The 21,422-nt window shown below is 45.0% G+C and carries 25 protein-coding genes; 21 read left to right on the forward strand and 4 right to left on the reverse strand.

Annotated features, from left to right (window positions below; all coding sequences use genetic code 11):
- Position 1: 1 nt before the first annotated feature.
- From E6C55_RS25465 to E6C55_RS25545, 18 genes are all read left to right on the forward strand, one after another.
- Complete coding sequence (locus tag E6C55_RS25465) at positions 2-3,847, forward strand: DUF5704 domain-containing protein (RefSeq protein ID WP_230986855.1); 3,846 nt, start codon at positions 2-4, stop codon at positions 3,845-3,847.
- A gap of 58 nt (positions 3,848-3,905) precedes the next feature.
- Positions 3,906-4,073, forward strand: a complete 168-nt coding sequence (locus E6C55_RS33945) for a hypothetical protein (RefSeq protein ID WP_168735874.1) — start codon at positions 3,906-3,908, stop codon at positions 4,071-4,073.
- Between the two features lie 23 nt (positions 4,074-4,096).
- Positions 4,097-4,414: a DUF7678 domain-containing protein gene (locus E6C55_RS25470; RefSeq protein ID WP_136372649.1), complete on the forward strand. Its 318-nt coding sequence runs from the start codon at positions 4,097-4,099 to the stop codon at positions 4,412-4,414.
- Positions 4,415-4,772: 358 nt separating this feature from the next.
- Positions 4,773-5,078, forward strand: coding sequence for a hypothetical protein (locus E6C55_RS25475; protein WP_136372650.1), 306 nt, complete (start codon positions 4,773-4,775; stop codon positions 5,076-5,078).
- Between the two features lie 38 nt (positions 5,079-5,116).
- Entirely contained in the window at positions 5,117-5,326 is a 210-nt protein-coding gene (locus tag E6C55_RS25480; protein WP_230986856.1) for a hypothetical protein, read from the forward strand.
- A gap of 133 nt (positions 5,327-5,459) precedes the next feature.
- A complete protein-coding gene (locus E6C55_RS25485; RefSeq protein WP_136372651.1) occupies positions 5,460-5,801 on the forward strand; it encodes a hypothetical protein in 342 nt (113 codons plus the stop codon).
- A gap of 176 nt (positions 5,802-5,977) precedes the next feature.
- Positions 5,978-6,205, forward strand: a complete 228-nt coding sequence (locus tag E6C55_RS25490; RefSeq protein WP_136372652.1) for a hypothetical protein — start codon at positions 5,978-5,980, stop codon at positions 6,203-6,205.
- A 198-nt stretch (positions 6,206-6,403) separates the two neighbouring features.
- A complete protein-coding gene (locus tag E6C55_RS25495; RefSeq protein ID WP_230986857.1) occupies positions 6,404-6,895 on the forward strand; it encodes a DUF6036 family nucleotidyltransferase in 492 nt (163 codons plus the stop codon).
- A gap of 19 nt (positions 6,896-6,914) precedes the next feature.
- Positions 6,915-7,289, forward strand: coding sequence for a hypothetical protein (locus E6C55_RS25500; protein ID WP_230986858.1), 375 nt, complete (start codon positions 6,915-6,917; stop codon positions 7,287-7,289).
- A gap of 513 nt (positions 7,290-7,802) precedes the next feature.
- Positions 7,803-8,825: a tyrosine-type recombinase/integrase gene (locus tag E6C55_RS25505; protein WP_136372655.1), complete on the forward strand. Its 1,023-nt coding sequence runs from the start codon at positions 7,803-7,805 to the stop codon at positions 8,823-8,825.
- 204 nt (positions 8,826-9,029) lie between these two features.
- Entirely contained in the window at positions 9,030-9,476 is a 447-nt protein-coding gene (locus tag E6C55_RS25510) for a hypothetical protein (protein ID WP_136372656.1), read from the forward strand.
- Positions 9,466-10,008, forward strand: a complete 543-nt coding sequence (locus E6C55_RS25515; protein ID WP_136372657.1) for a hypothetical protein — start codon at positions 9,466-9,468, stop codon at positions 10,006-10,008. The genes E6C55_RS25510 and E6C55_RS25515 overlap by 11 nt, the downstream gene beginning before the upstream one ends.
- A 75-nt stretch (positions 10,009-10,083) precedes the next feature.
- Positions 10,084-10,899: a YkgJ family cysteine cluster protein gene (locus tag E6C55_RS25520; RefSeq protein WP_136372658.1), complete on the forward strand. Its 816-nt coding sequence runs from the start codon at positions 10,084-10,086 to the stop codon at positions 10,897-10,899.
- 392 nt (positions 10,900-11,291) lie between these two features.
- Positions 11,292-12,017 carry a hypothetical protein gene (locus tag E6C55_RS25525; protein WP_136372659.1) on the forward strand — a complete coding sequence of 242 codons (726 nt, stop codon included), beginning with the start codon at positions 11,292-11,294 and terminating at the stop codon, positions 12,015-12,017.
- 501 nt (positions 12,018-12,518) lie between these two features.
- On the forward strand, positions 12,519-13,556 hold the full coding sequence (locus E6C55_RS25530; RefSeq protein WP_136372660.1) for an Asp23/Gls24 family envelope stress response protein: 1,038 nt from the start codon (positions 12,519-12,521) through the stop codon (positions 13,554-13,556).
- Positions 13,557-13,971: 415 nt separating this feature from the next.
- On the forward strand, positions 13,972-14,559 hold the full coding sequence (locus tag E6C55_RS25535) for a DarT ssDNA thymidine ADP-ribosyltransferase family protein (RefSeq protein ID WP_136372661.1): 588 nt from the start codon (positions 13,972-13,974) through the stop codon (positions 14,557-14,559).
- Positions 14,560-14,704: 145 nt separating this feature from the next.
- Positions 14,705-15,766: a type II toxin-antitoxin system antitoxin DNA ADP-ribosyl glycohydrolase DarG gene (gene darG, locus E6C55_RS25540; protein WP_136372662.1), complete on the forward strand. Its 1,062-nt coding sequence runs from the start codon at positions 14,705-14,707 to the stop codon at positions 15,764-15,766.
- Between the two features lie 256 nt (positions 15,767-16,022).
- Positions 16,023-16,484, forward strand: coding sequence for a hypothetical protein (locus E6C55_RS25545; RefSeq protein ID WP_136372663.1), 462 nt, complete (start codon positions 16,023-16,025; stop codon positions 16,482-16,484).
- 205 nt (positions 16,485-16,689) lie between these two features.
- On the opposite strand, the gene E6C55_RS25550 is transcribed toward E6C55_RS25545, so the two are convergent.
- Both E6C55_RS25550 and E6C55_RS25555 read right to left on the reverse strand, forming a co-directional pair.
- The gene (locus tag E6C55_RS25550) at positions 16,690-17,673 is read right to left on the reverse strand and encodes a tyrosine-type recombinase/integrase (protein ID WP_136372664.1); all 984 of its coding nucleotides are present in this window, start codon (positions 17,671-17,673) and stop codon (positions 16,690-16,692) included.
- Positions 17,670-18,611 (reverse strand): tyrosine-type recombinase/integrase, encoded by a 942-nt coding sequence (locus E6C55_RS25555; RefSeq protein ID WP_230986861.1) that lies wholly within the window; start codon positions 18,609-18,611, stop codon positions 17,670-17,672. The genes E6C55_RS25550 and E6C55_RS25555 overlap by 4 nt, the downstream gene beginning before the upstream one ends.
- A 568-nt stretch (positions 18,612-19,179) precedes the next feature.
- On the opposite strand from E6C55_RS25555, the gene E6C55_RS25560 reads away from it, so the two are divergent.
- From E6C55_RS25560 to E6C55_RS25570, 3 genes are all read left to right on the forward strand, one after another.
- Positions 19,180-19,920, forward strand: a complete 741-nt coding sequence (locus E6C55_RS25560) for a hypothetical protein (protein ID WP_136372666.1) — start codon at positions 19,180-19,182, stop codon at positions 19,918-19,920.
- A 73-nt stretch (positions 19,921-19,993) separates the two neighbouring features.
- Entirely contained in the window at positions 19,994-20,194 is a 201-nt protein-coding gene (locus tag E6C55_RS25565; RefSeq protein ID WP_230986859.1) for an Rpn family recombination-promoting nuclease/putative transposase, read from the forward strand.
- Positions 20,195-20,211: 17 nt separating this feature from the next.
- Complete coding sequence (locus E6C55_RS25570) at positions 20,212-20,436, forward strand: hypothetical protein (protein ID WP_136372668.1); 225 nt, start codon at positions 20,212-20,214, stop codon at positions 20,434-20,436.
- A gap of 48 nt (positions 20,437-20,484) precedes the next feature.
- Here E6C55_RS25570 and E6C55_RS25575 read toward each other — a convergent pair whose 3' ends face one another.
- Both E6C55_RS25575 and E6C55_RS25580 read right to left on the reverse strand, forming a co-directional pair.
- Positions 20,485-20,919 (reverse strand): flavodoxin domain-containing protein, encoded by a 435-nt coding sequence (locus E6C55_RS25575; protein ID WP_136372669.1) that lies wholly within the window; start codon positions 20,917-20,919, stop codon positions 20,485-20,487.
- Positions 20,920-20,940: 21 nt separating this feature from the next.
- A complete protein-coding gene (locus tag E6C55_RS25580; RefSeq protein ID WP_136372670.1) occupies positions 20,941-21,372 on the reverse strand; it encodes a MarR family transcriptional regulator in 432 nt (143 codons plus the stop codon).
- Positions 21,373-21,422 lie beyond the last annotated feature (50 nt).

Here is a 21,422-nt window from a genome sequence, read left to right on the forward strand (position 1 = left end):
AATGATCAAAACCAAGTTTATAAAATCAATTTTGAGCATGCTGCTTGCATGTTCTTTTTTCTTGTCCACTTTTCTTGTCCCAGCAGGAGCTTCAGCTCCAAAAATAAGGACAGAGTCAGGAAAGATTAGTTTTGAAATTACCAGTACCGCTGCAACAGCGTCGATCAAGTATAGAACCATTGGTTGGACCATTCGGAGAGATCAGTTATGTACGGAAACGGTTCCCAAGCAATGCGGGAATCCGCAGAGCGGGCAGCACGCTTCTTTTGTGGATCAGCAGGTCCGGCAAATTGGGCAGGAACCCAATCCTCCGGTTCCGGGCGAACCGGTGACGACATTTTATGAGGTCAGCGAGGAACTCGTAACCGATGGCATGTGGCAGGCGGGAATGGGGGATATCAAGGATAATGACGATCTCTATCTGTATGCGATCATGGTGTCGATCAATGGAGACGGTTCTGTTCGCAAAGGCCCGTTCTATACGTTGGATGGAATCAAAAACGCCGAGCCTTGGGCGCATCCGGACGACTTGGACGATTATTTCGGCCTCCATGTTCCTTATCGAAGCGCCAATTTCCCGGTCGATGTTGTGGCCAAAACGGTAGACGGACAACGTCTTGACGATCCGCAAGTGACATTTCACAAAGGCGATTATATCGCGGGGGAAACCATCAATCACGAATTTCCGGAGACGATCGAAGACAACGGGAAGTCGTATACGATTGTCCGCTCCTATTTATCGCCCAAGCAAGATCCATCCCAAAAAGACTGGCTTCAGGAGAACCCGGAAACGAACCCGAAAGTCCGGACTCGAAGCTTTACGGTTCACTTGGGCGGAACGGATGCGGTAGCCGAATACAAGGAACAAGACAACCCGGTCAAAGCGATCTATCAGAAAGAGGACGGGACGAAGCTCAACGAAGTCGACAAAGGGCAGTTTGCAACCGGGGCCGAAGTGAATCACACCTTTGAAGGAGAGATCGTTTCAGGCGGACAATCTTATGAAATCGTTCGCTCCTATATTACGAATAATGACAAACCGGACGAAAAGCTGTTCGTGCAGGAAAAAGACGATCCGAAGCTGAAAGAGCGTTCGATCACCGTCGCTTCCGGCGGATCCAATTTTATCGGCATTTACAAAATTCCCTCCTCGGTTACGGTGACATCGCAGATTGATGCGCCCAAGACGGCTGAACCGGCCCAAACCGAGGTGAACGGGAATTTTTTATTTGAGGCCAAGTCATTGAAAACATTGAAATCCTATGAAATTACGAGCATTCAAAACGCGACGCTGGTTCACGCGGCGGATAAAAACGGTACTCTCGGCGGGGTGACCGCAAGCAAAACGATCCCAATCGTAATCCCGTTTACCACCGGCGACAAAGTGACCGTGAAAATAACCGTGGTCGTTAAAGATGTGGAGGGCAATACCGGGGATTCTACTTCCGATCATACGATAACGAAAGCCGGTTCGAATGATGAACCAGGCGATGAACCAACTGGCGGAGCGCCGGTACAAGCCGGAGTGATGGAGCCGGATGCCTCGGCCGTGATTCGGGCAGACTCGCGCGGCGCGGAACGCTTTGATGTGCTACAGGGGATTCCGACTTCCGAAAGTCTGTATGTCAATGCTTTTGCCAAATCCTATTTGTATCGCAATATGTTTACGGAAATGACGGGTATCAAAACCTATCCCATTCAAGTGAGCAAAACGTATACGCTAACCTGGACCGAGCGGCGGTCCGGTCCGCCGGATGCGGACGGGCTTCCGACGACCATTTCAGTCCCGCGTTCGGAACAGCAAACCGTCACGAAATCCTACAACGTTGAGCGCAAATACAGCTATTGGACGATTACAAATCTCGAAGTGTACGGCATCCAGAAAGCAACAGTCGCCAACGATGCGCTGCCTACGGGAACGGTTATCCTTCAGCCGAACGGTTACACGGTGCCGTCCGTCTCCGCCGCGCATGACAATTCGCAAGAAACGCATGTGATTGATCCGGTCTATTCCAAAACCGTCACGTTGCCCGGACAGACCTTGTCCGGCGGCTCCAGCCGTCCCGGTATCCCTGCGGAGGATTGGAAGACGAAGGCGGAGGAGGCCATTGGCAAAATCAAGGTCAAAAACGACTCGCTTGTCTTTAACGGCAACACGATCATGGACAATCGCATCGTCGAGGAACAAGGAGCGTCACCGGGGGCGATCCCGGCCCCGCCGACGATTGGGCAGAACGTGCTTTACGGTGCGGGTTATATCATTGATCCGTCCAAAACGAACAAGGCTAATCTGCCGAGCACCGGGACGTTGTACTATGCTTTGATCAAAGGCATCGTCGGCGGAGAAAACAAGTCGTTTTCAATCGAAGCCATCAATCCGGTTACCATTCACACTCCCGTCGTCAATCATGCCACCGTATCGGATGATCAGGTACACAACCAAAAAACGACGCCGACCACAGGCCGCGCCGCGCTGGTGCTAGATCGGCCGTTTACCGTCACGGTGCCGACAACCGGACAGCATCGGGATATTAAAGGCTACGGCAACCGGGACTATGCGAAATATATCAAGGACAAGCAGGTTCGCTTTCCTTTTGATGTGTACAGTGCGGACAAAAAGGTATTCATTCCGAAAAATACCTGGACGTCGATTCCGGTTGCGCAAGCCAGCATGACCTTCAACCTGCCGGTATGGGTGGACGAAGGCAATTATGACGTGTTATTCCGCTCCTTTGCCGAGAACAGCCCGGCTTCCGGCTTCACCACGCAGCCGAATGCGAATTTGGATTTGAACCACCATGTGGCGACCCAAACCGTTCCGGTCGAGGTCGTCGGACGATTGTACGATTTTCATATAACAGATATTGCAGATTTTAATTGGGAGACCGTGTTCCGCACGCAAAAGGGCAGCGCCACGCCAACGGGCAACGCGTACTGGGTCGGCACCAAGAGCATCGACGGAGCGGCGCGGGGCAATGCCTCTCCTTTTGTGCTGCCGATTCGTCCGGGCAGTCATCCGGCTAACGGGATGAAAAATGTGGTCGTAAAGACGGGATATGCAATCAAATACGAAGTCATGACGAAGGGGAACATGTTCGACTCGGGAGACGGCATTCGGATTACCCCCACCTTCTATTTTGTCGACCGCAACGGACAGAACCGTCAGGAGGTGGACCTGTATTATCACGCCGACAACCAGAAGTTCATACGGATCGGCTCGGCGGACGATGCCGAACGGCGGACGGTTACGCTGGATACCCGGCTGCGGAATGTAGCGCAGCAGGAGCTGACCCAGACCGCCCAGTCGTTGTGGAGCTTAAACGGGGGAACCGGAAGCCGGTCTTCATTTGTGACCGAATATCTGAAGGATGCGCAGAAACCGACCTATGTCGGCGGCTACAGTGCGTTATTGCTGCCTCCGCAGCTTCGTACCTTCACCGGCCCGCTTGATGTGCCGTCCGGCGTGGACGCGGCGCGCGCGAATGCGGCCACGCAGCGATGGTTCGGGGAATACAGTTTGCCCGCCGCGCCATTTGTCGTCCCAAATGGATTCGATCTGGCCAGTTATGGCCGCACGCATCGGTTGAACGACGATGCGCCGATTTTTCTGATGGATGGCTATATCATCGTGAATTTCAACCTGGAGACGATTCGCAACAAAGATTTGAGCCATCCGCATTTGCAATACAGAGACGGCCCGCTGGACAATCAATGGCAAATGGAAGGGTTCTCGCGCAGCTTCGTCGATCCCTACGGCGCAACGTTCCAATTGAAGGACGGTGACGTCGTGTTTTATGATGCGGATTTATCCGCAAACGACGATTTCGGAGCGGGCGGAACGCACTAAAACGAAACAGTCGGTTTTCCACTAAAAACCGAAAAACGAGTAGAGGAGGGGCGCAGCGATGCCGGAGCCGGAATGGGAAGTGACGATCCGATGGAAGAACGGCAGCGAATCCGTGTACGTCTTTCAAGGAAATCGAGAAGAAGCGCGGCGGGATGCGTATCTTGGTTCTCCTCAAGGCGACATTCGCAACGTAATCGTAAAACCGTATGTGCAAGAACATTCGTAAACGAGCTTGAACGGAGGGACGACATGTTTCGCGAGAAAGGAAGCAGTTGGATGGGACGGCGGTATGTCGGAGAGGTGGACGGCTATTTTGTGGAAGCGCAGGTGTTTGACGATCCATCCGAATACGGCATCGCCAAGGGCCGGATCAGCCGACTATATATTTTCCCGGATGCCGCGTCAGGCTTCAACCGCCGACTGTCAAGCTACGAGCGCGGCTGGGATGGTGGTCCGCCGCAGGATCGGCGGCTGCGGCAGGTGGTTGAAAGAACGGTGGCCCATTTCGACCGTAAACAAGTAGATTGGACATTTGAGGAGTACAGATACCGGGAAAGCCAGGACTGAGGGGAGGAAGCATCTTATTCGGAAGACGAACGCACAGGGTAACGACGCAAACGAATGGCATACCATTAATTTCACCGATGCGCATTGGCGGAAGGTGGGAGGCAGACTTGGAGGTAGTCGACAAAAAGAAAAACGTTTATGGCGACACGCTCTATTATATTCGCGATTCGAAGGAGAGCATCACGCATATCGTGCATGAGAATGAACTGAACCATTTTATGAAAAAACATCGGGTCTCAAGCCTGCGAGACGGTACGTCGCTGGTCTACAAAACAGCGAACCCCCGATAGAAATGACTTGCTGCCTGCCCCGAAGAGAGTTAGACTCGACATCAGCTTGAAACCGGGGAGGGGTGCGAATGGAAGCATTATCGGAATGGTTGTTGGCCGTATTTCGCAAACGAATGGACGCATTGGATGCGAACATCGCCCGAAATAGCAGGGAAACCGTAAAGTACCGGCAAACTGCCGAATTTCGGGAGCGGCTTTGTCAAATGCTCTCCAAGGAACAATTCGAATTGTTGGCGGAATGGGAGGCGGGCATGAACGAGCGATTTTCGACAGAGCGGGAGACCTGGTATTTGAGCGGCCTGTCGGACGGAATCGCATTGACCATGGAGATGGATGAACTGAGTCGCGGATTGCCCAAACGGAAAAAGGAATAGGTTTTCTGGCTGCTTCCGCCCGCTGTGGCGGTATTTTTTTGGAAAAGGACGGTGAGCCGATGCTTTATGCAGAGTTCAAGCGCAAGTTGAGGCGGGCCTATCCGGATAACCACATCGCGTTTTCGTCCAACGTAGCGCAACATTTGGCTCAAGTCGGGCCGCTCAAATTGTACACGAATGCTGGCAGCGAGGCTATTTACGGCTTGATGAATGCCGTTTCCGTTGGGCGGGCAACCGGAATAGAGTAAATGCCGGATTCTGCCCAAGTCAGGAAAAGCGAATGCCTGTTAAGAGCTGCACCCTTCAACCTTTAATAAATTCCTTGCACATCCGCCGCGACAGAGTTACGATACGACACAAATCTCGAGAGGGGTGGCGGATGTGGAAGGAATTCCTGCATGGTTACAAGCGGCGTTCAGCAAGCGGATCGATACGATCGGTCAGTATATTCACATGAATCCTCGGCATCAATCGGCATGGGGGCAGGCTGCGGAAATGTTGGATAAGTTTCTATCTACGCTTGCGAAGGAACAACATCAGGCGTTTGGCGAATGGGAGGACAAGATCGGACTTCAGGAGGTCAAAGAAAAAGAAGAGATGTATCTGCGCGGATTCCTGGACGGCTTTCAGGTATATGCCTGCCTCCATGAGCTGATGGATGAAATGGCGGTTAAAGATCGCCAATACGAGCGGCCCCCGGCATCCGATTCTTCCATGTCGTAAGGATCAAACCCGTCTAAATCGACGGGTTATTTTTATGCTCACATTTCCGAATAGCAGAAGGAACCCGGTTTCAAGTCCGGTTGGCCGGTGGCGCATATTTGGACCTGAAAAGGACCTTGCTTGTTTGGACAGACAGAGTTATGCTCCGACACACCAAACAGGGAGGTGTGAGTGAAATGGAAAAAGGTATCGATATGAAGACGGAGCAACTGGCCCTAATTGTAACCCGAGTATTATTCGATTGGCAGGATGCGGTACGAACCGGAGATACCTCCATCTGCCGGCAATGTGAAAAAACGATTTTCGAAACAGTCGAGTTGCACGGTCTCTCGAAAGAATGGCTTGAACTTTATGCGCGCCTGAATGCCAACAAGCCAGACATTCAAGAAGATAAGGAGGCCTGATCATCTGTTGAAGCCTGCCCAATTGGTGGGCTTTTTTCATTTGGGCGGGAAATCTAACCGGTCGTTGCCGATGAACGGCACACAGCCCGACGTAGCGCGCGACAGACGGCAATTTCGGGTCGAGGTCACTTTTGAAAAACCACAAGAACTTATATAATGAAAGGAGAGGGAGTATTGTTAAGCAGGGCGGCGATTGTCATGTATCTGGAACAAATCAATGAAGAATTAAAGAAGCGCGGGCAGCACGGCGAAATCTGTTTGTTCGGCGGAGCGGTCATGTGTCTGGTTTTTCAAAGCCGAGACAGCACCAAAGATGTGGACGCCATCTTTGCCCCGACAAGCGAATTGTATGCGATTATTAAAAATATTGCGAACGAACATCATCTGGCTTCGGATTGGCTGAATAATGCCGTAAAAGGTTTTTTGTCCAGCCGTCATGACGTCCGACTTTTTCGCAAGATGAGTCATCTCGATATTTTTACAGCCTCGCCGGAATATATGTTGGCCATGAAGACGTTGGCCGCGCGCACGTATGAGAGCAAGGATGTAGATGATATCCGGTTTTTGCTCAAATACTTGAATATCCGGACGGTCGATCAAGCCTTGGCTGTGCTGGAGCGATTCTATCCGCAAAGCCGAGTATTGCCGAAAACGACTTACCTGTTGGAGGAACTGTTGGTACATGAATAATTGGGAAGGAGGGGCGAACATGACGGTGTGGCAAATTGTTCGCGATACGGCAATGAATCCGGATTCGTTTGCGATTCACTGCGGCAACTTTTTGGATGAATTTTATCGGGCCAACGTCGAGCAGAGATGGCGGATGGTGGAGCAGGAGCCGGATGTTCGTCCCGACCTTCCCGAATATATGGCACCGTTTCTGGCAGCGATGGTTCACAAATTATGCAATGACTACGAGGTTGAGTGCCCCGCTTGGGTTCATCGTCCAAACTATGTTTTGAACGCGCCGCATTTCTGGTTGAATGCGAAAGGAAACTTGCGGCTCGTCCTGCTGATGGAAAGCCCGATCGAATTCAAAATTCGTAATCTTTTTGTTACGGCCAATACGCTTTCCAGAGCATGAACCGAATAAAGCGACTGCATTGAACGCCGGGAAAACGTAATCCCAACAACTGTGCATATTTATAAAACTAAGCCGCCCTGTTATCGGGGCGGCTTAAGTGCGTAACGGGGGATTGGTAATCGTGAGAATTCAGTTTGTGTGCAAAAGTTGTGGCAAATCCATTCTGGTTGACCCAAGAATTTATCAGCAGGAATACAAAGACCAGGACGATTGTCTGTCCTGTCGAAAGCCTGCCGGAGAAAAACGGAGAACCCGCAATGATGCGGTATGAATGTTTGTTGCAGACGAAGGACTATCGATTGCGTATTTCCGTATTTACGGACGAACCGGACCAGCTTGAACGATTAGCGCGGCAGATCGCCATAGAACGTTTTCGGCAACTATATGGTGTCGAGAAAAAGATGTCCGATTTTACGCTGGTTTCAGTAGAATCCAAATCGAAATTCACAAGTGACAGTGGAATGTAGAAGATTCCCGTAACATTCATGTTGCGGTAGGGGGAGGAGGAAAAGGATGAGCGACAATTTGGTTTCGTTCCCGCAAGAACCGTTCAAACCGACCAGACGTAAAAACAGTCTTGTGATAGATATGAGTACTTTCAAGGGATCAGGGGCCAAGCTAAGCTGGGATGAGGCGGTTGAAATATACATTCGGGCAAAACAGGCGGAAACGGCTTCCCGGCGAACAGTCCAATATGAAAAGGAAAATTTGGACAGCTATAAAAGAATCATGACGGAACAAGAACTGATACCCAGTGTAGAAGACGTTACAATACAAGTGATTAGGAGGCATTTTGTAACATATATGGTCGAAACGAAAGGCTACGCTTTGAATACGATTAACAATCGCATTCATACGTTAAAACGGTTTTTCTCATTTTTGCAGCGCGAAGGTTGGATTGCAAAGAATCCGACTGCTCTGCTTAAAAAACGTATTGGACAGCAAACCCCGATCTTTTCGTTAAACGAGGAGCAAGTTCTTCAGATGCTGGCTCAGCCGGATCAGCAAAAATTTACGGGTGTTCGGGACTATACGATGTTGATCTTGATGCTGGACACCGGACTACGACTTGGTGAAATTGTAGGCTTGAAGCTCGGTCAGGTTGAAATCAAATCGTGCTTTTTGACCGGCGTTTTAGGGAAAAGTCGCCGTCCGCGCGATGTTCCTTTCAGCGATGAAGTCCGGAAGGGGCTGCTGAAGTTTCTGAAAATAAGGGGAGAGTTGGAGTCGGACAGCTTGTTCGTCACGATTGACGGAGAGGCGCTTAAGATTCGCACTGTTCAAGAAATTATCAAAGAATATGGCGTTCAAGCCGGAATTAAGGACGTTCGGGTAAGTCCTCATACGCTGCGCCACACTTTCGCTAAGCTCTACATGATGAATGGCGGAGATCCCTTCAGCCTGCAGGAGATTTTGGGGCATACAACACAGGATATGGTTAAGCGATATGTGAATCTGTGGAAACCGGAGAAGAAACTTCAGCATACGAAGGCGTCGCCGCTTACTCATCTGTTTCGGGGAAATGGTCGAAAATAAGCCCTTTGTCGTTTCTAGACACGGCCTTGTTTCATGGGCCTGATTTGTTTCCTGGTTGATTATTGCAAAAAGCCCAAGGATTTAACCTTGGGCTCGCACCGGTGCTTCCGGATTTGCTATTATTATACTAAAGATAATCCAATCTTTGAATCTCCATCAGAAAATTATTTAAGAGATTCAATCAACTTATTTTTTGGAGGTTCTATGGGAGAACTTGAAGAACAGATAAGGTTATTTTATAAAGCGATATTAAACACGGAGGATTTACCGTTTCCATACAACAATTTTCCACACGGATGTTGTCAAGATGCGTCGTGGATTTTGCATAGATATTTATTCGAAAAAGGATATACTTCTATTGATCTTGTTGGTGGAGAATATCACGGTGATAACGGGGAGTTTATGAGCCACGTTTGGCTTGAGCTTGACGGCACTATTATTGATATTACGTACTCTCAATTTATTGATGAAGTCAGTGATGTTGTCATTACAGAAAATCGAAATTTACATCAAAAGTTCATTGAGAACTACAGATATAGAAAACCTTACTGGGAAACTTATACGGATGGTCATACTTCAGACTTGCTAGACCATTTCTACAACAATGTAATAGAAAATGTAAATGTAACGAGGCAAAATTATGAGCCATAATCTAATAAAGAAGCTAGAACCAATCGGCCACCAGGACACATACGATAAGGAGCCCTTTGAAGAGTATAAGAAGCGTGTAGCCCCTTTGCTTCCGAATTTCCCTGCGTGTGCTTTAGAGAATTGGATATACAGGCATTGGTCACAAATAAACGATTACGCATTTCTGGGTTTCGAAAGGATGGTCTTTAAAAATGAGTTATGGCCAAAAGATGACATCTATAATAATATCAAGTCGTATCACTCTGACATGATTGATTCCTTGGGTTATCAAATTTACGAACGGCATGATAAAACTTGGCTACAGAAATACATATTAAAGTATAGGACTTGGAATGTACCAATTATTGTATATGAAAATAACACTTATCCTGAGATGGGTAAGCCATATCATCTAATAGAGGGTCACCTTCGTCTTAACTACTTCAGGACAATCTATCGTAAAGAGAAGGAGGTTTTAAAAGATAATCATAGAGTTTGGGTTGTCACAATACCAATTTCTGAGGAGGAATCCGGCAATCGAATCTCTAATTGAATATAAATAATAAGATTGTTTTCGATATGATTTCATAACGGATCAACATAATTGATGAAAATTGGAGAATGAAATATGGCAAAGAAAGAACGATGTTTTTGCGGTAGCGGGAAGGCTTCAAAAAATTGTCATCGTGTTGCGTCAGAGAGCCGCGCGGCGAATCTATTTCGATTATACGATTTAGTAGATAAAGCTGTCGCTGCGTTCTTTGAAACAAAAGATGTTAAACCTCAATGTTTCTCGGGTTGCAATAATTGTTGCAGTGATTTCTTTGCTGTCTCGGAAGTGGAGCTTGAAATAATCATGGATGACATTCATAATTCTTGGACTGAACAAGAAATTATCAACCTATATAAAAAAGTCATGAACAATATCAGAACGTTTCAAGAAGCACATCCAGATTTGGACCATGCAATTCAGACACAACTTGATTATGAAGACAACCATAATAATTTCAAGTCATTCAAAGGCGGTAGGACTAGAACAAGCTTCCCTTGTCCACTGTTGAATGAGAAGACTGGGAAATGTTCTGTTTATGAAAAACGTCCAATGGTTTGTAGAACGCACGGCACAACACACTTCGAGTTGGATGACAAACTAAACAAAATTGAAAGTGCGGTATGTGAGTACATCCCGAGCCGTTTAAAAAATACTGAGAATACTCCGAACACTACAGTCTATCAGATGAAGTATGAAGAAATAGTTAACGTCACAACTAATAAGGGGTCACTATATATTCGGAAAATGCCTCTTTTCTATGGGATTCATTCATTGGCATATTTACAACAATTTAATCCTACAAAGTCGACTGTTGTAAATAGGCATAACTTGGATATGTCTATAAAAGAGAGCAATGAGATGCAGCTTAAGAAGGCGGCATCCAAACGGTGATCTGTATGAATTGTTGAAGCAGGACGATAATCATTTAGAGCATGGTAGCCGTTGAAGTGGCCGCCATGCATTTTGCTTTTTTTGAGGCCTAGTCCGATAATTATAACCGGTCGTAGAAGGGCATTCAGGTAATCCTCAAGGAGTAATACTACACTAAAGTGAATTACTCATTTGTGATTTCATCTAGGGGAAGGTCAAGCTGTTTGAAATTATGGATTAAACTTAAGGCCCATGGTAATATTATCCTAAGTACTTACGTTGGATATTAAATGATTAGTCATCACTAGATGGATAAAATGTATTGCGGGTAATCAATTTTTGGGGATTTACGAAGTTCGAAAAAAGTCGCTATTCGAAACCCTTGTAATCATTTAGCTTAGGAGAATTTAGATATGAATTTTAAGCATATTAATACGACTGAGTTCCATTTGTGGACAGATGTTTTGCACGCCAAAACACTCTCATGTCAGGCCCAAAACCCTTGGGATAGGGGCAGTTATGTTAGATGGTGTATCATTACGGGTTGGACTGTTTTGGAAATGGTTTTTAGACAGGTTCTGAACGATGAAAGCATTGGTTATAGGTTCAAAGAAGATGTTGACAGGGCAATAAAGAACTTAGGTTTACCAAGTTTTAATTGGGGGGAAGGTATCTGGCAGAGAATATTAGCTTTAAAAGATACAAGAAAGAATTTTGTTCATACAAATCTTGAACAAAATAAGCTATTTCTTGATACTTCAGTTGCCATAGATTATGTGAAAGGAATTCAAGACGGGATTCTTGAGATACATAAATACACTCGTACACCAATTCCCCAGTGGATATTATATGATGATGATAGAGGTTGGGATGATGGGAGCGAATCTGGAATACATATATTGATCGAAAGACAAGGAGCAACAAAAGAAGATCCTCAATCGATCATAGTTAGTTATATATACAAAGGCAAGGAATACCCTACAGAAGTTCTTCCTGCAAACTCAGATTATTTGAAGACAGTAACTGATATGATCACAAACTTCCGATCTCCTATAACTGGTATCAAAGTTTATCAAGAAGGTAAAGTTATTTTTGAAACAACTCTGCAGATGCGTGGTTCATTTGAGTATCACTTATAAGTTAAAGATTTCGCATAGCTTTAATTTTTTCAGCATAGATATACGAACCAAGCGCTTGCAGGTTATGCGCAGAAAAAGAAATACGCACCTGACTTTTAAGTGATATACGAAGCTGGCGATCAAAGTATAACTTGACGTAATTCAGCAGTCAAATATTATTGCAAAGTGTTGACATGCTATTATGCCTGAAAAGTACTGATAATGGAGTAAAGCTTATAGATTTAGTTCAATCAGGGAAATGGGGGTAAAAATTTTTCTGCATACGATTCATATGGTGTGCCTAATATTGATGGTACGAAACGATATGTGACAGTACTGCTCAATGAAGAAAGAATTATAATCAATAGCCCTTTGGTTGAGTCTTTCTGTTTTGTGTAAGGTAATATATCATTTTAGTCAAGCAATGAGAACCTCAAGACAGATTAAGATATTTCTCCCGAGCACAACTAATAAAGCTTGTTCTCATAATCAAGAAATCAAGTATAAAAAGAGAGGGTTCTATTGATAAAACAAGACATTCCATCAACCATCATAGTGAACAAGTATGAGTTCTTTGAGACGTTCACTTTTTCCATTACTGCTTCACTAGTCACTCTTGTTGGATTAATCACTATTTTTTTGTCTATTAATGTCCAGCATTCCATACAAAAAGCTAGAGAAATATATTGGGAGGCTATAGGTTTTACTTATGAAGAACAGGATTCGACATACTTTAATTCAATTAGAGGTAAATTAAGAAGAAATGTAGAATTGTATAGACAAATATTAATGCCAAATTTTTTTAATAAGATTGTTATTTTTATTGCAATAGGTTCAATATTGGCAGTGGTATATATATGGTGGAGTTATGTCTATTATTTATCAACTATTGAGGCGGATGGAAATCAAGTAAATCATGCGAGACAATATTTAATTATTGTTACAACAGTATTAGCTGCATTTTGCATAATATTATTAATGATTATCCGGCCTTTCTTTACGGGTAAAATAGTGAAGGTCAAAAAAATCTTCAACGGAAATATCCGTACGGAATTATCTACAGTCTCATTAGCCGCGCATACCATTGAGATATTAGTTGTTGTGGATTACGGATATTTACAAATAGTGCCGAGGTTTCCTTTTGATTATAAAAATCTTAAGATCGAAACGGATATTGAATTGTATATTCCAGATGCAAAGCCATATCCTGCACTTAAATATATATCAAAATGTGTGCTACAAGGTGAGATGCAGATGAAATATAAAGTTGATGGGATAGTAGACTTATTTGGATATGATGTTAAATTTAATGAAACGGGAGATATAAATGACAGTAAGTACATTAATGAACAATGTAGAATTCCTGATTTGGGTGCGGGTAATGGAAGTGAGGTGAATATTACCCTTTATCTAGAAACAAAAGAAGGAAAACTTGTAGTGAAGTTTCCGAAATTCATAATTGAAGATATTTATGGAACTATAAACACTTTAAAGCCAACGTCCGTTCAACGTTCTTTGGATAGTATAGAAACATTCAGACAGTTGAGGACTAAAGACTAGCCCAATTGTGCTATTCTCACCTATCTTAATAAATAAGCTATGTAACTGACGCGCCTAGCTACTACTCTTCTGCCGTGTAATACCACAAATACTATAGAATTTTCGTCGCAGTGATGAGCATAACTATAAAATGGATCAAGCGCAAGGAACTGGAAAGTGTTGATGTTTATCGGGATATGAAAGGTTCATTTCAAGCTTAAGATCAGCCAGTTCATCGACGATAGGCGTTGAGGTGGGCAATCAGGTGGGTGCGGATAAGATGATTGAATGAGGTCTAAAGGACTATCTGAAGATGAGGCTCCCGCCGCTTTTCAGGAGCCAATTTATTTATTTTATATATAAATTTCGATATAATTCGACAGTTTTTTCATGGTGGTTGTGATACTGTAATCCTAATAAAAATTAGGATTAGGGGTTGAAGCATAATATGTCGATAAGGGATCAAAAATTAATTTACCATCTCACCAGCATTCAAAATTTCGAGTCAATTCTCCAGTCAGGATTATTGCCTAGAAATCAATTAGATAGCTTTATAGATGTTGCAGATGCTGAAATAATTGAGTTTAGAGAAGCGAATTCAATTACTGACTATGTTCCGTTTCATTTTTTTTCAAAAAACCCTTTTGATGGTAGGGTGCAAAGAGATAGACCTGATGAAGAATTTATCTATATCACTCTGAAGCGAAGTTATGCTAAAGATAATGGTTTTTTAATAATTCCACAGCACCCCATCTCAATGGAGGAATTTTCGATGTACTCTTATGAAGAAGGGTTTGATGTAATTGATTGGGAAACGATGGATGTTAGAGATTACCATAACACCCTATGTAAAAATATCTGTATGGCAGAGTGTGTTTCACCATCTCTAATTGATTCGAGTGACTTTCATTGCATTTTTGTGAAAAATGCAGATCAAAAGAAGATCATAACAGATCTATCCTCAAAGTATTATGATAAGATCCCTTACATGGTTACTGTTAATTCAAATATGTTTTTAGGCTGAGGAATGTTTGAAATTAAGTTATAAGTGTGAAGCTTTCTAGCTAACAATTGTGTATAATTGAGGGTAGCATTGTTGGTTTTTATTTGATGGATGAGTAAGGGACAGAAAAGATACATAAAACTGTTTGTTTTAAGGAAGTGTATCTGTGATAAATTTTGTAAAAGGGAATTTGTTTGATTCTGAAGCGATGGCAATTGTAAATACTGTTAATTGTGTTGGTATTATGGGTAAAGGAATTGCCTATGAAGTGAAGAAACGATATCCTCACGTATTTGATGAATATAAGTTGATGTGTGATAAGAAAGAATTAAAGCCAGGGGTTATGCAAACAGTCCCCACTGAGAGTTTAATTGGAGCTCAATATATTGTTAATTTTCCAACTAAAAAACATTGGAAAGCAAAGTCTAAGATTGAGGATATTGAGCTTGGTTTAGTGGCACTAGTTGAAGAAATAAAAAAATATGATTTTAAATCGATTGCTATACCGCCTTTAGGTTGCGGAAACGGTGGGCTGAATTGGAAAGATGTAAAACCTCTTATATTAGATGCTCTACAAAGTATTGAAAATGTAGATATTTTAGTGTTTGAGCCCGGGAACTATGTAGAAAACTCTGCTGACATTAATAAAAAAAGTATTGAAATGAGTAATGAGAATAAGCCAAGGCTTACTGAAGGTAGAAGGGATTTACTAGCCTTTCTCATCGCATTTACAAAAGAAAATTTTGTTGTTTCCGTGCATGAAATTCATAATTTAGCATTTATAATGCAATCTGCGGGATATTCATTAAATTTGTCGTTTGTTCAATCGATTAATGGTCCCTTCTCTGAAGGTTTGAATCAAGTTTTATCCAAATTGAATGATCACTATTTTAAAGTACTCAGCTTCCCAAATAGATCATCTATTGTTAGAATAAAAGAAAATGAAATGTATAGTACCACTAATGCAGGTGAGCTTCATCAAGAAACTTTTAATAAATTAATGGAAGCCATTAGCGGCTATCGGAGTGAAGCTGGTCTTGAATTATATTCAAAGGTATTGTGGGAACTAATGAACGCAGGCGATCCGAATGACATTGACTTACTCGTGAAAAATGTATTTAATTGGAAAACGGTTAACGAAGCCTTATTTAGGGAAGAAGATGTGAAAAGACTCCATTCTCATTTGATGGATTGTTCCCTTTTTAGTTCACCTAAACTCACTCTGTGAAGGGGAATGCAGGTTCACTGGGTACGTTTTGTTTTCATATCTAATCATTTTTGAGAATGAGTTGGCATGTCTTTTTTATGGGCGTGTTAATGACTATCCTTGGGAAGGCGCTTGAATGGCATGCAAGAAGTCGTCGGTTCGATCCCGATAGTCCCCACCAACCACACAGACAAACAGCAGAGATGCTGTTTTTTCATTTAACGAGTTCACATTTATTGTGATTACTATTTACATTATCATAAGGTGGTGTTTTGGAATGCGAATAAAACTGGAAGATCATTTGATGGCACTTTTTAATGATAAGATTGACGATGTATATGTCGAAACTCATACAGCGCATTTTTCTGTTTGGGAAGCACATCCCATAAAAGTAAATGGTGAAGAATCTACTTGGGATGAGTTTATTTCTATGTTAAACAGTCATTGCGATGAATTAACGGTAAGTGACGGTACTCGATTTGTTAAAGTTGATAAATTATTTGTTGCTGCAGGGTCTTTGGATAGAGTGAAAGTCTTTTTGGATGACAATGTTCCAGAATATATGGACGGCATAATACGAATAGGCTCTGTTATCAGTTATGATGAAAACGACGAGGTTGTAGGAGACCACCAAGACTTAGTTGATAACATGGAATTTCATGATCCCACTGATCTAAGGAAATATGTCTCCAAAAAGCTTGATATTGATATTGATAAGATTGAGATTGTTGAGGAATAGAAAATAGTCGCTTCGTCAGGTCAGTATAGCTTTAAAAGCAATGATAATGAACCTCATGCTAATAGTGCATGAGGTTTCTTTATGCAAAAATCACTTCGGGTGAATGACCTCGGACAGCAGCAACTGCCGCAGCGATCGTTTGTTTACCCATTCACAAAACAAAGCAAGCAGACCATACCCTTTCCTGATCTGCTTGCTTTTATGATTATTGAGATCGTTTTCCGAAATTCATATTCTCTACCGGACTGTACTTTTGATGCTGATCCCGAATATCAGTACTAAACAGCTCGACGTAATGCCTGACCATGTCCAGCGTGGAATGCCCCAATATTTTCTGCAATGTAAAAATATCTCCGCCATTCATAATGTAGAATTTGGCCATTGTGTGCCGAAAGGTATGGGGTGACACGCGGACGTCTTCAATTCCGGCGGCTTTCCCGTATTCCTGAATATTTTCCTGAATCGTCCGCTTTCCGATTCGCTCATCCTCTACATTAACGAATAGGGCTTTGGAATCCAATTCTCCCCGCTCGGCGATGTATTGTTGCAGTACATTGGCGCATGTTTTCTGGATGGGTACGCGCCGCGCTTTTCTCCCCTTGCCCATACGAATGATGATTTCTCGTTCCTTCAGAAACACATCGCCGAGTTCCAACGCGATGCATTCGCTAATCCGCATGCCGGTTTCAAGCAATACCATCATAATGGTGTAATCCCGAAGACCGGTAAAGGATTTGCGATCGGGCTGCTCCAGTAGGTCCAGCACTTGTTCCTTTGTCAATGTCTGAATCATTTTCTTTTCCGCTACAATTAAACGCAGTTGATCGAAAATGGGTTGCTTTACAATGTGTTCTTCATACAGGAAACGGAAGAAGGTTTTGCAGGCTCTGATTCGGTTGTTGATCGTATAGCTGGCAAGGCCGGAATCCAGCATATACCCGATATAATGCTCTTTGATGTTCCGGGCCGTCATCTTTGACAAGTCGATCGCCATGTTTTGTTTTTGAAAGGTTCTTTCGAAGTGCCTCAGAGCCTCCTGATAAAATTCGATCGTGCGCGGCGACAAATTCAAGGAACGTTTATGCAAAAAATACGCTTTGACGGCTTGCTCGAAACTGACCATCTTTTGAGGAAGATCCTCTTTGGTGACGGGGGTGGCGGACTGCAGTACGTTGTTCCGGCGTCTCATGTCTCCACCTCCAAATCGGTCTCGGCCTTAGAAAAGAGACTTTCGATCGGGCTGGCTTTCTTAAGTTGGTCATGTAAATCTTGATTGAAAAGATCAACGTATCTTTTCGTCATTTCAATATTGGTATGGCCGAGAATATGCATCAGGGAGAAGGCATCGCCCCCGTTCAACAAGTAGGATTTGGCCATCGTATGCCGGAACGTATGGGCAGATCCCCGAGTGCCTTGAATGTGGGCAGCTTTACAATGATCAATAATAAGTTTTTTGATGGCTCCGTGAAGAAGCGGGGTGTTTTTGAGTGTGACCCAGCAATCGTCAAATGGATGTTCTCCCCGTTCTTGAAGGTAGCGGAGGAGTTGGTATTGGCACGTTTGTTGAATGAATACGATGCGGGGTTTGCGCCCCTTGCCGGATGGAATCCGGATCGTCCCTTCTGCCAAATCAATATCGGATACCTGCATGCGGGATAATTCCATTAAGCGCATACCGGTTTCCAAAAGGATCAGCATCATTGTGTAGTCACGAAAACCGGTGAAGGTTTTTCGATCGGGTTGATTTAGAATCGCTTCAACTTGTTCCGCCGAAAAAGTGAAAATTGCACGATTCGTAGCTTTGATTAATTTGAAGTTCTCAGCAAGGTTGGCGGAAAGGTAGCCGTCTCGAAAGAGGAATTTAAAAAAGACTTTGCATGTACTGATGCGCCCGCGGATGGTTGCAGAAGCTAAATTTCGATCCAGCATGTAGTTCATATAGCGATTGCTTAAATCGAAAGGGGTTAGTTCTGAAAAAGTCAGTTTGTTTTCATTCAAAAATTTTTCGAACGTACGCAGGCTGAACAAGTGGGACGAATAGGCGGAATGCGTCAGATTGCGAAGTTTGCAATCTTGAAGGAATAAACGGGCAGCCTCAGAAAATGTTAAAACGGGTACATTTGACATGGACACAACATCCTTCCTCCTGAAATGTTTGGCGAGGGAAATGTTGTGCGCGGCTGGAGCCAATTGTCGCGCTAATGTTTGGGATGTATGAGCGCGCTAAAAACGATCGAAAATGAGGTATTTTTTCGTCGTTGGAACAAATTTGGAAAATCCCTGAAATCCCTTGTCCCATAAGGGATTTCGGGAGGTGCGCTTTTCTTGTTCCCCTCCTGTTCGGCACACCAATTTCAGGTTCCAGTGGGCTAACCCCCCGTGGAGGTTCGAGTCCTCTCGTCCGCACCATCTTAAGAATGTACAAGCTCTTGAATCTGTCCTTGCGACGGTTCAAGAGCTTTTTGTTTGATTGGGATTTGCAACGTATTGCTCATGACCTGTGCCGCCGAAACCTTAGAGCACATCCTGTTGGAGAAGCTGCGAAAAGGATGGCAGGCGGTCGTGTTAAAGTTGATCCGGCGTTCGTTGACAGGAGAGTTGACAGGAGAAGAGAAGCGGCGGGTACAGTCATTAGTTTGCAAGCTTGCAGGCCGGCCCTGCGGCACGCCCGCGGTATCGTTCTCCCAGTGTCATCATGTCCGGCAACGATTATATTCTGATCTTCGACGAAGTGGCCGATATGCGGGTCAGGGGCCGCTTCTCCTGGTTTACGCACCGTGACGAGGATTTTCCTGGTATCTATCAGTTGAAGCCGGGAGCCGCTGCGTCCAGCGTTGATCCTGGCGGACCTGTCGATACAGCGCCGGTTCCGCCGGGCGGCTACGCGCGCCCGGGGATAAGGAACGGCTATCCGAAAGGCTCCAAGGGTCGTTATGACGATGGCTTCGCCCATTTCCTGACTGTCGTGACACATCGCGAGACTTGGCAGCCGCAGTTGACCGAGGTGCAGACGACCGGGTATGGCGCGATCGTGTCGTTATGCGGCAGAACGGACTACTTGTTCCGCGATGCGTCGCGTATCCGGCATGACGATGGCGTCATTCGCTTCGACGGGTATGCCGGCATCGTGAGAAGCTATAGCGCAGATCAGGTGGAAGCCGCCGCTTTCGCTTTCACGCTGAACAATGGCGATTTGCGTGGGCAATCGTCCTCGGCTGTGCGCCTGGCGGTTGAACTGGAGGTGCCGGATGCGCTTGCGGATGTTCATTACCGGATGTACGTTGATGGTCAGCCGCTCGATGGCGGTCGAAGCGAGGAAGACGGTCGTTGCGTCATCTGCTTCGAGCTGCCGCCGGGGCGGCATTCGTGGCAATGGACGGATCATGTAAGGTACTGGTTGTTTTCCTGTCTACGTCCTGCCCCTTTTTGTGTATAGTGGGAATAGGGAAACCGAGCCAAAGCCATTCGTCAGCTTAACGATACTCAATCCGCATATTGATAAAAATGCCGTGGACGACAAGCAGTCCATACTGGATGTCCGGGCCAAAACTGAAGACGGCAAACAGGTGAATTTGGAAATCCAGGTGAGCAACAAACATGATATGGCAAAGCGCAGCCTGTATTATTCCTCCAAAATGTACGAGGAGCAATTGGAAGAGGGCGCGCTGTACATGACTTTGCAAAAAGTCATCTCCAGTTGCCGAAACTAGAGAGCAAAGCCCACAAGATGGACAGCCGACTCGTAAATTGGCTGATGTTCATTGACGGCGCAGCACAAGACCGATGGGAGGAACTCGCGATGGATACCCCTGGTTTGAAAAAGGCGCTTCTGGATGAGCAATCTGCATTCGCCTATGCGGAGTCCAGAGGCAGCATGTCGATTGCACTTATTGCCGAAGTAACCGAATTGTCCGAAGCGGAAATTCAGGAATTAACGAAACAATCGCACTAACGACCAATGAGCCGGCTCCCCATCGCGAAGTGCGCAAGGGGTGCCCTGTTACTGCGCGAACTTCTCGGCGAAAGATTTGATCCGATCGACGAAAATCCCTTGCAACTGGTCGGTGCCTTCCTTTGGCGCTTTGTAGGCTTTATAGCCTCCGAATGATTCGATGCAGAGCGCCGCTTCTCTAAGGTCGGCTGGAATATTCCTCTCGATAATCTCTTCCGTCTCCTTGGGCTTCTCGTTGCAAATAAAGTATCCCATTCCTTTCTTTAGGAGCTCGTCATGATTTTTTTTGATGAAGTCCCGAATCGGCTTGTATATTTTCCCGTCTCTTACTCCCGCCCCCAGAATGATGCGGTCGAACTGCCCGATGGCGGGCTTGTCCGTCTCCAAGTTGCATGTTGTGCAATTCGACAGTTGCGCCGACAATACGTTTACGCATTGCGCCGTTGCTCCGGTTTTTGTTGCGAATAGAACGAGTACAGCCATTATTGCTTCACCCTTATCTCGTTAGGATTTGTTGCGCGCATTCGGATGAAGATGATGGATCTGATCCTCGAGGACCGCGCTCGCTTGGCTAAGGAACTTCGTTATGAGCGCGAGCTCTTCATCCGAGTAGGAAGAGGCCAGCCTCACCATCTCCGCATGAAGCTGAAGGTATATTGCGCTGACGTCCTCCTTATTCTCGTATAGCGGGACGATAACCACCTTGCGGCGGTCTTGCGGATCGGGCTGCCGTTGAACAAAGCCGCTTTTCTCTAACCGATCGATTAGCGCGGTAACGCTCCCGGTCGTAAGCCCGGTCAGCTTCGAGAGCTCGCCTGCCGTGACTGGGCCTCTCTCGTGCAGGATATCGATGGATAAGAAGTCGTTATTGTATAACCCGAGAGCGGTCGCGACGCTTTGCTGATAGAGCACCGTTCGGTTTCCTAAACCCAGCATGCGCAACGTGAGGCTATATACTTGATGACTCGTTATAAATCAACTTTCTC

It is taken from the genome of Cohnella fermenti (assembly GCF_004801405.1).
Lineage (GTDB): Bacteria > Bacillota > Bacilli > Paenibacillales > Paenibacillaceae > Cohnella > Cohnella fermenti.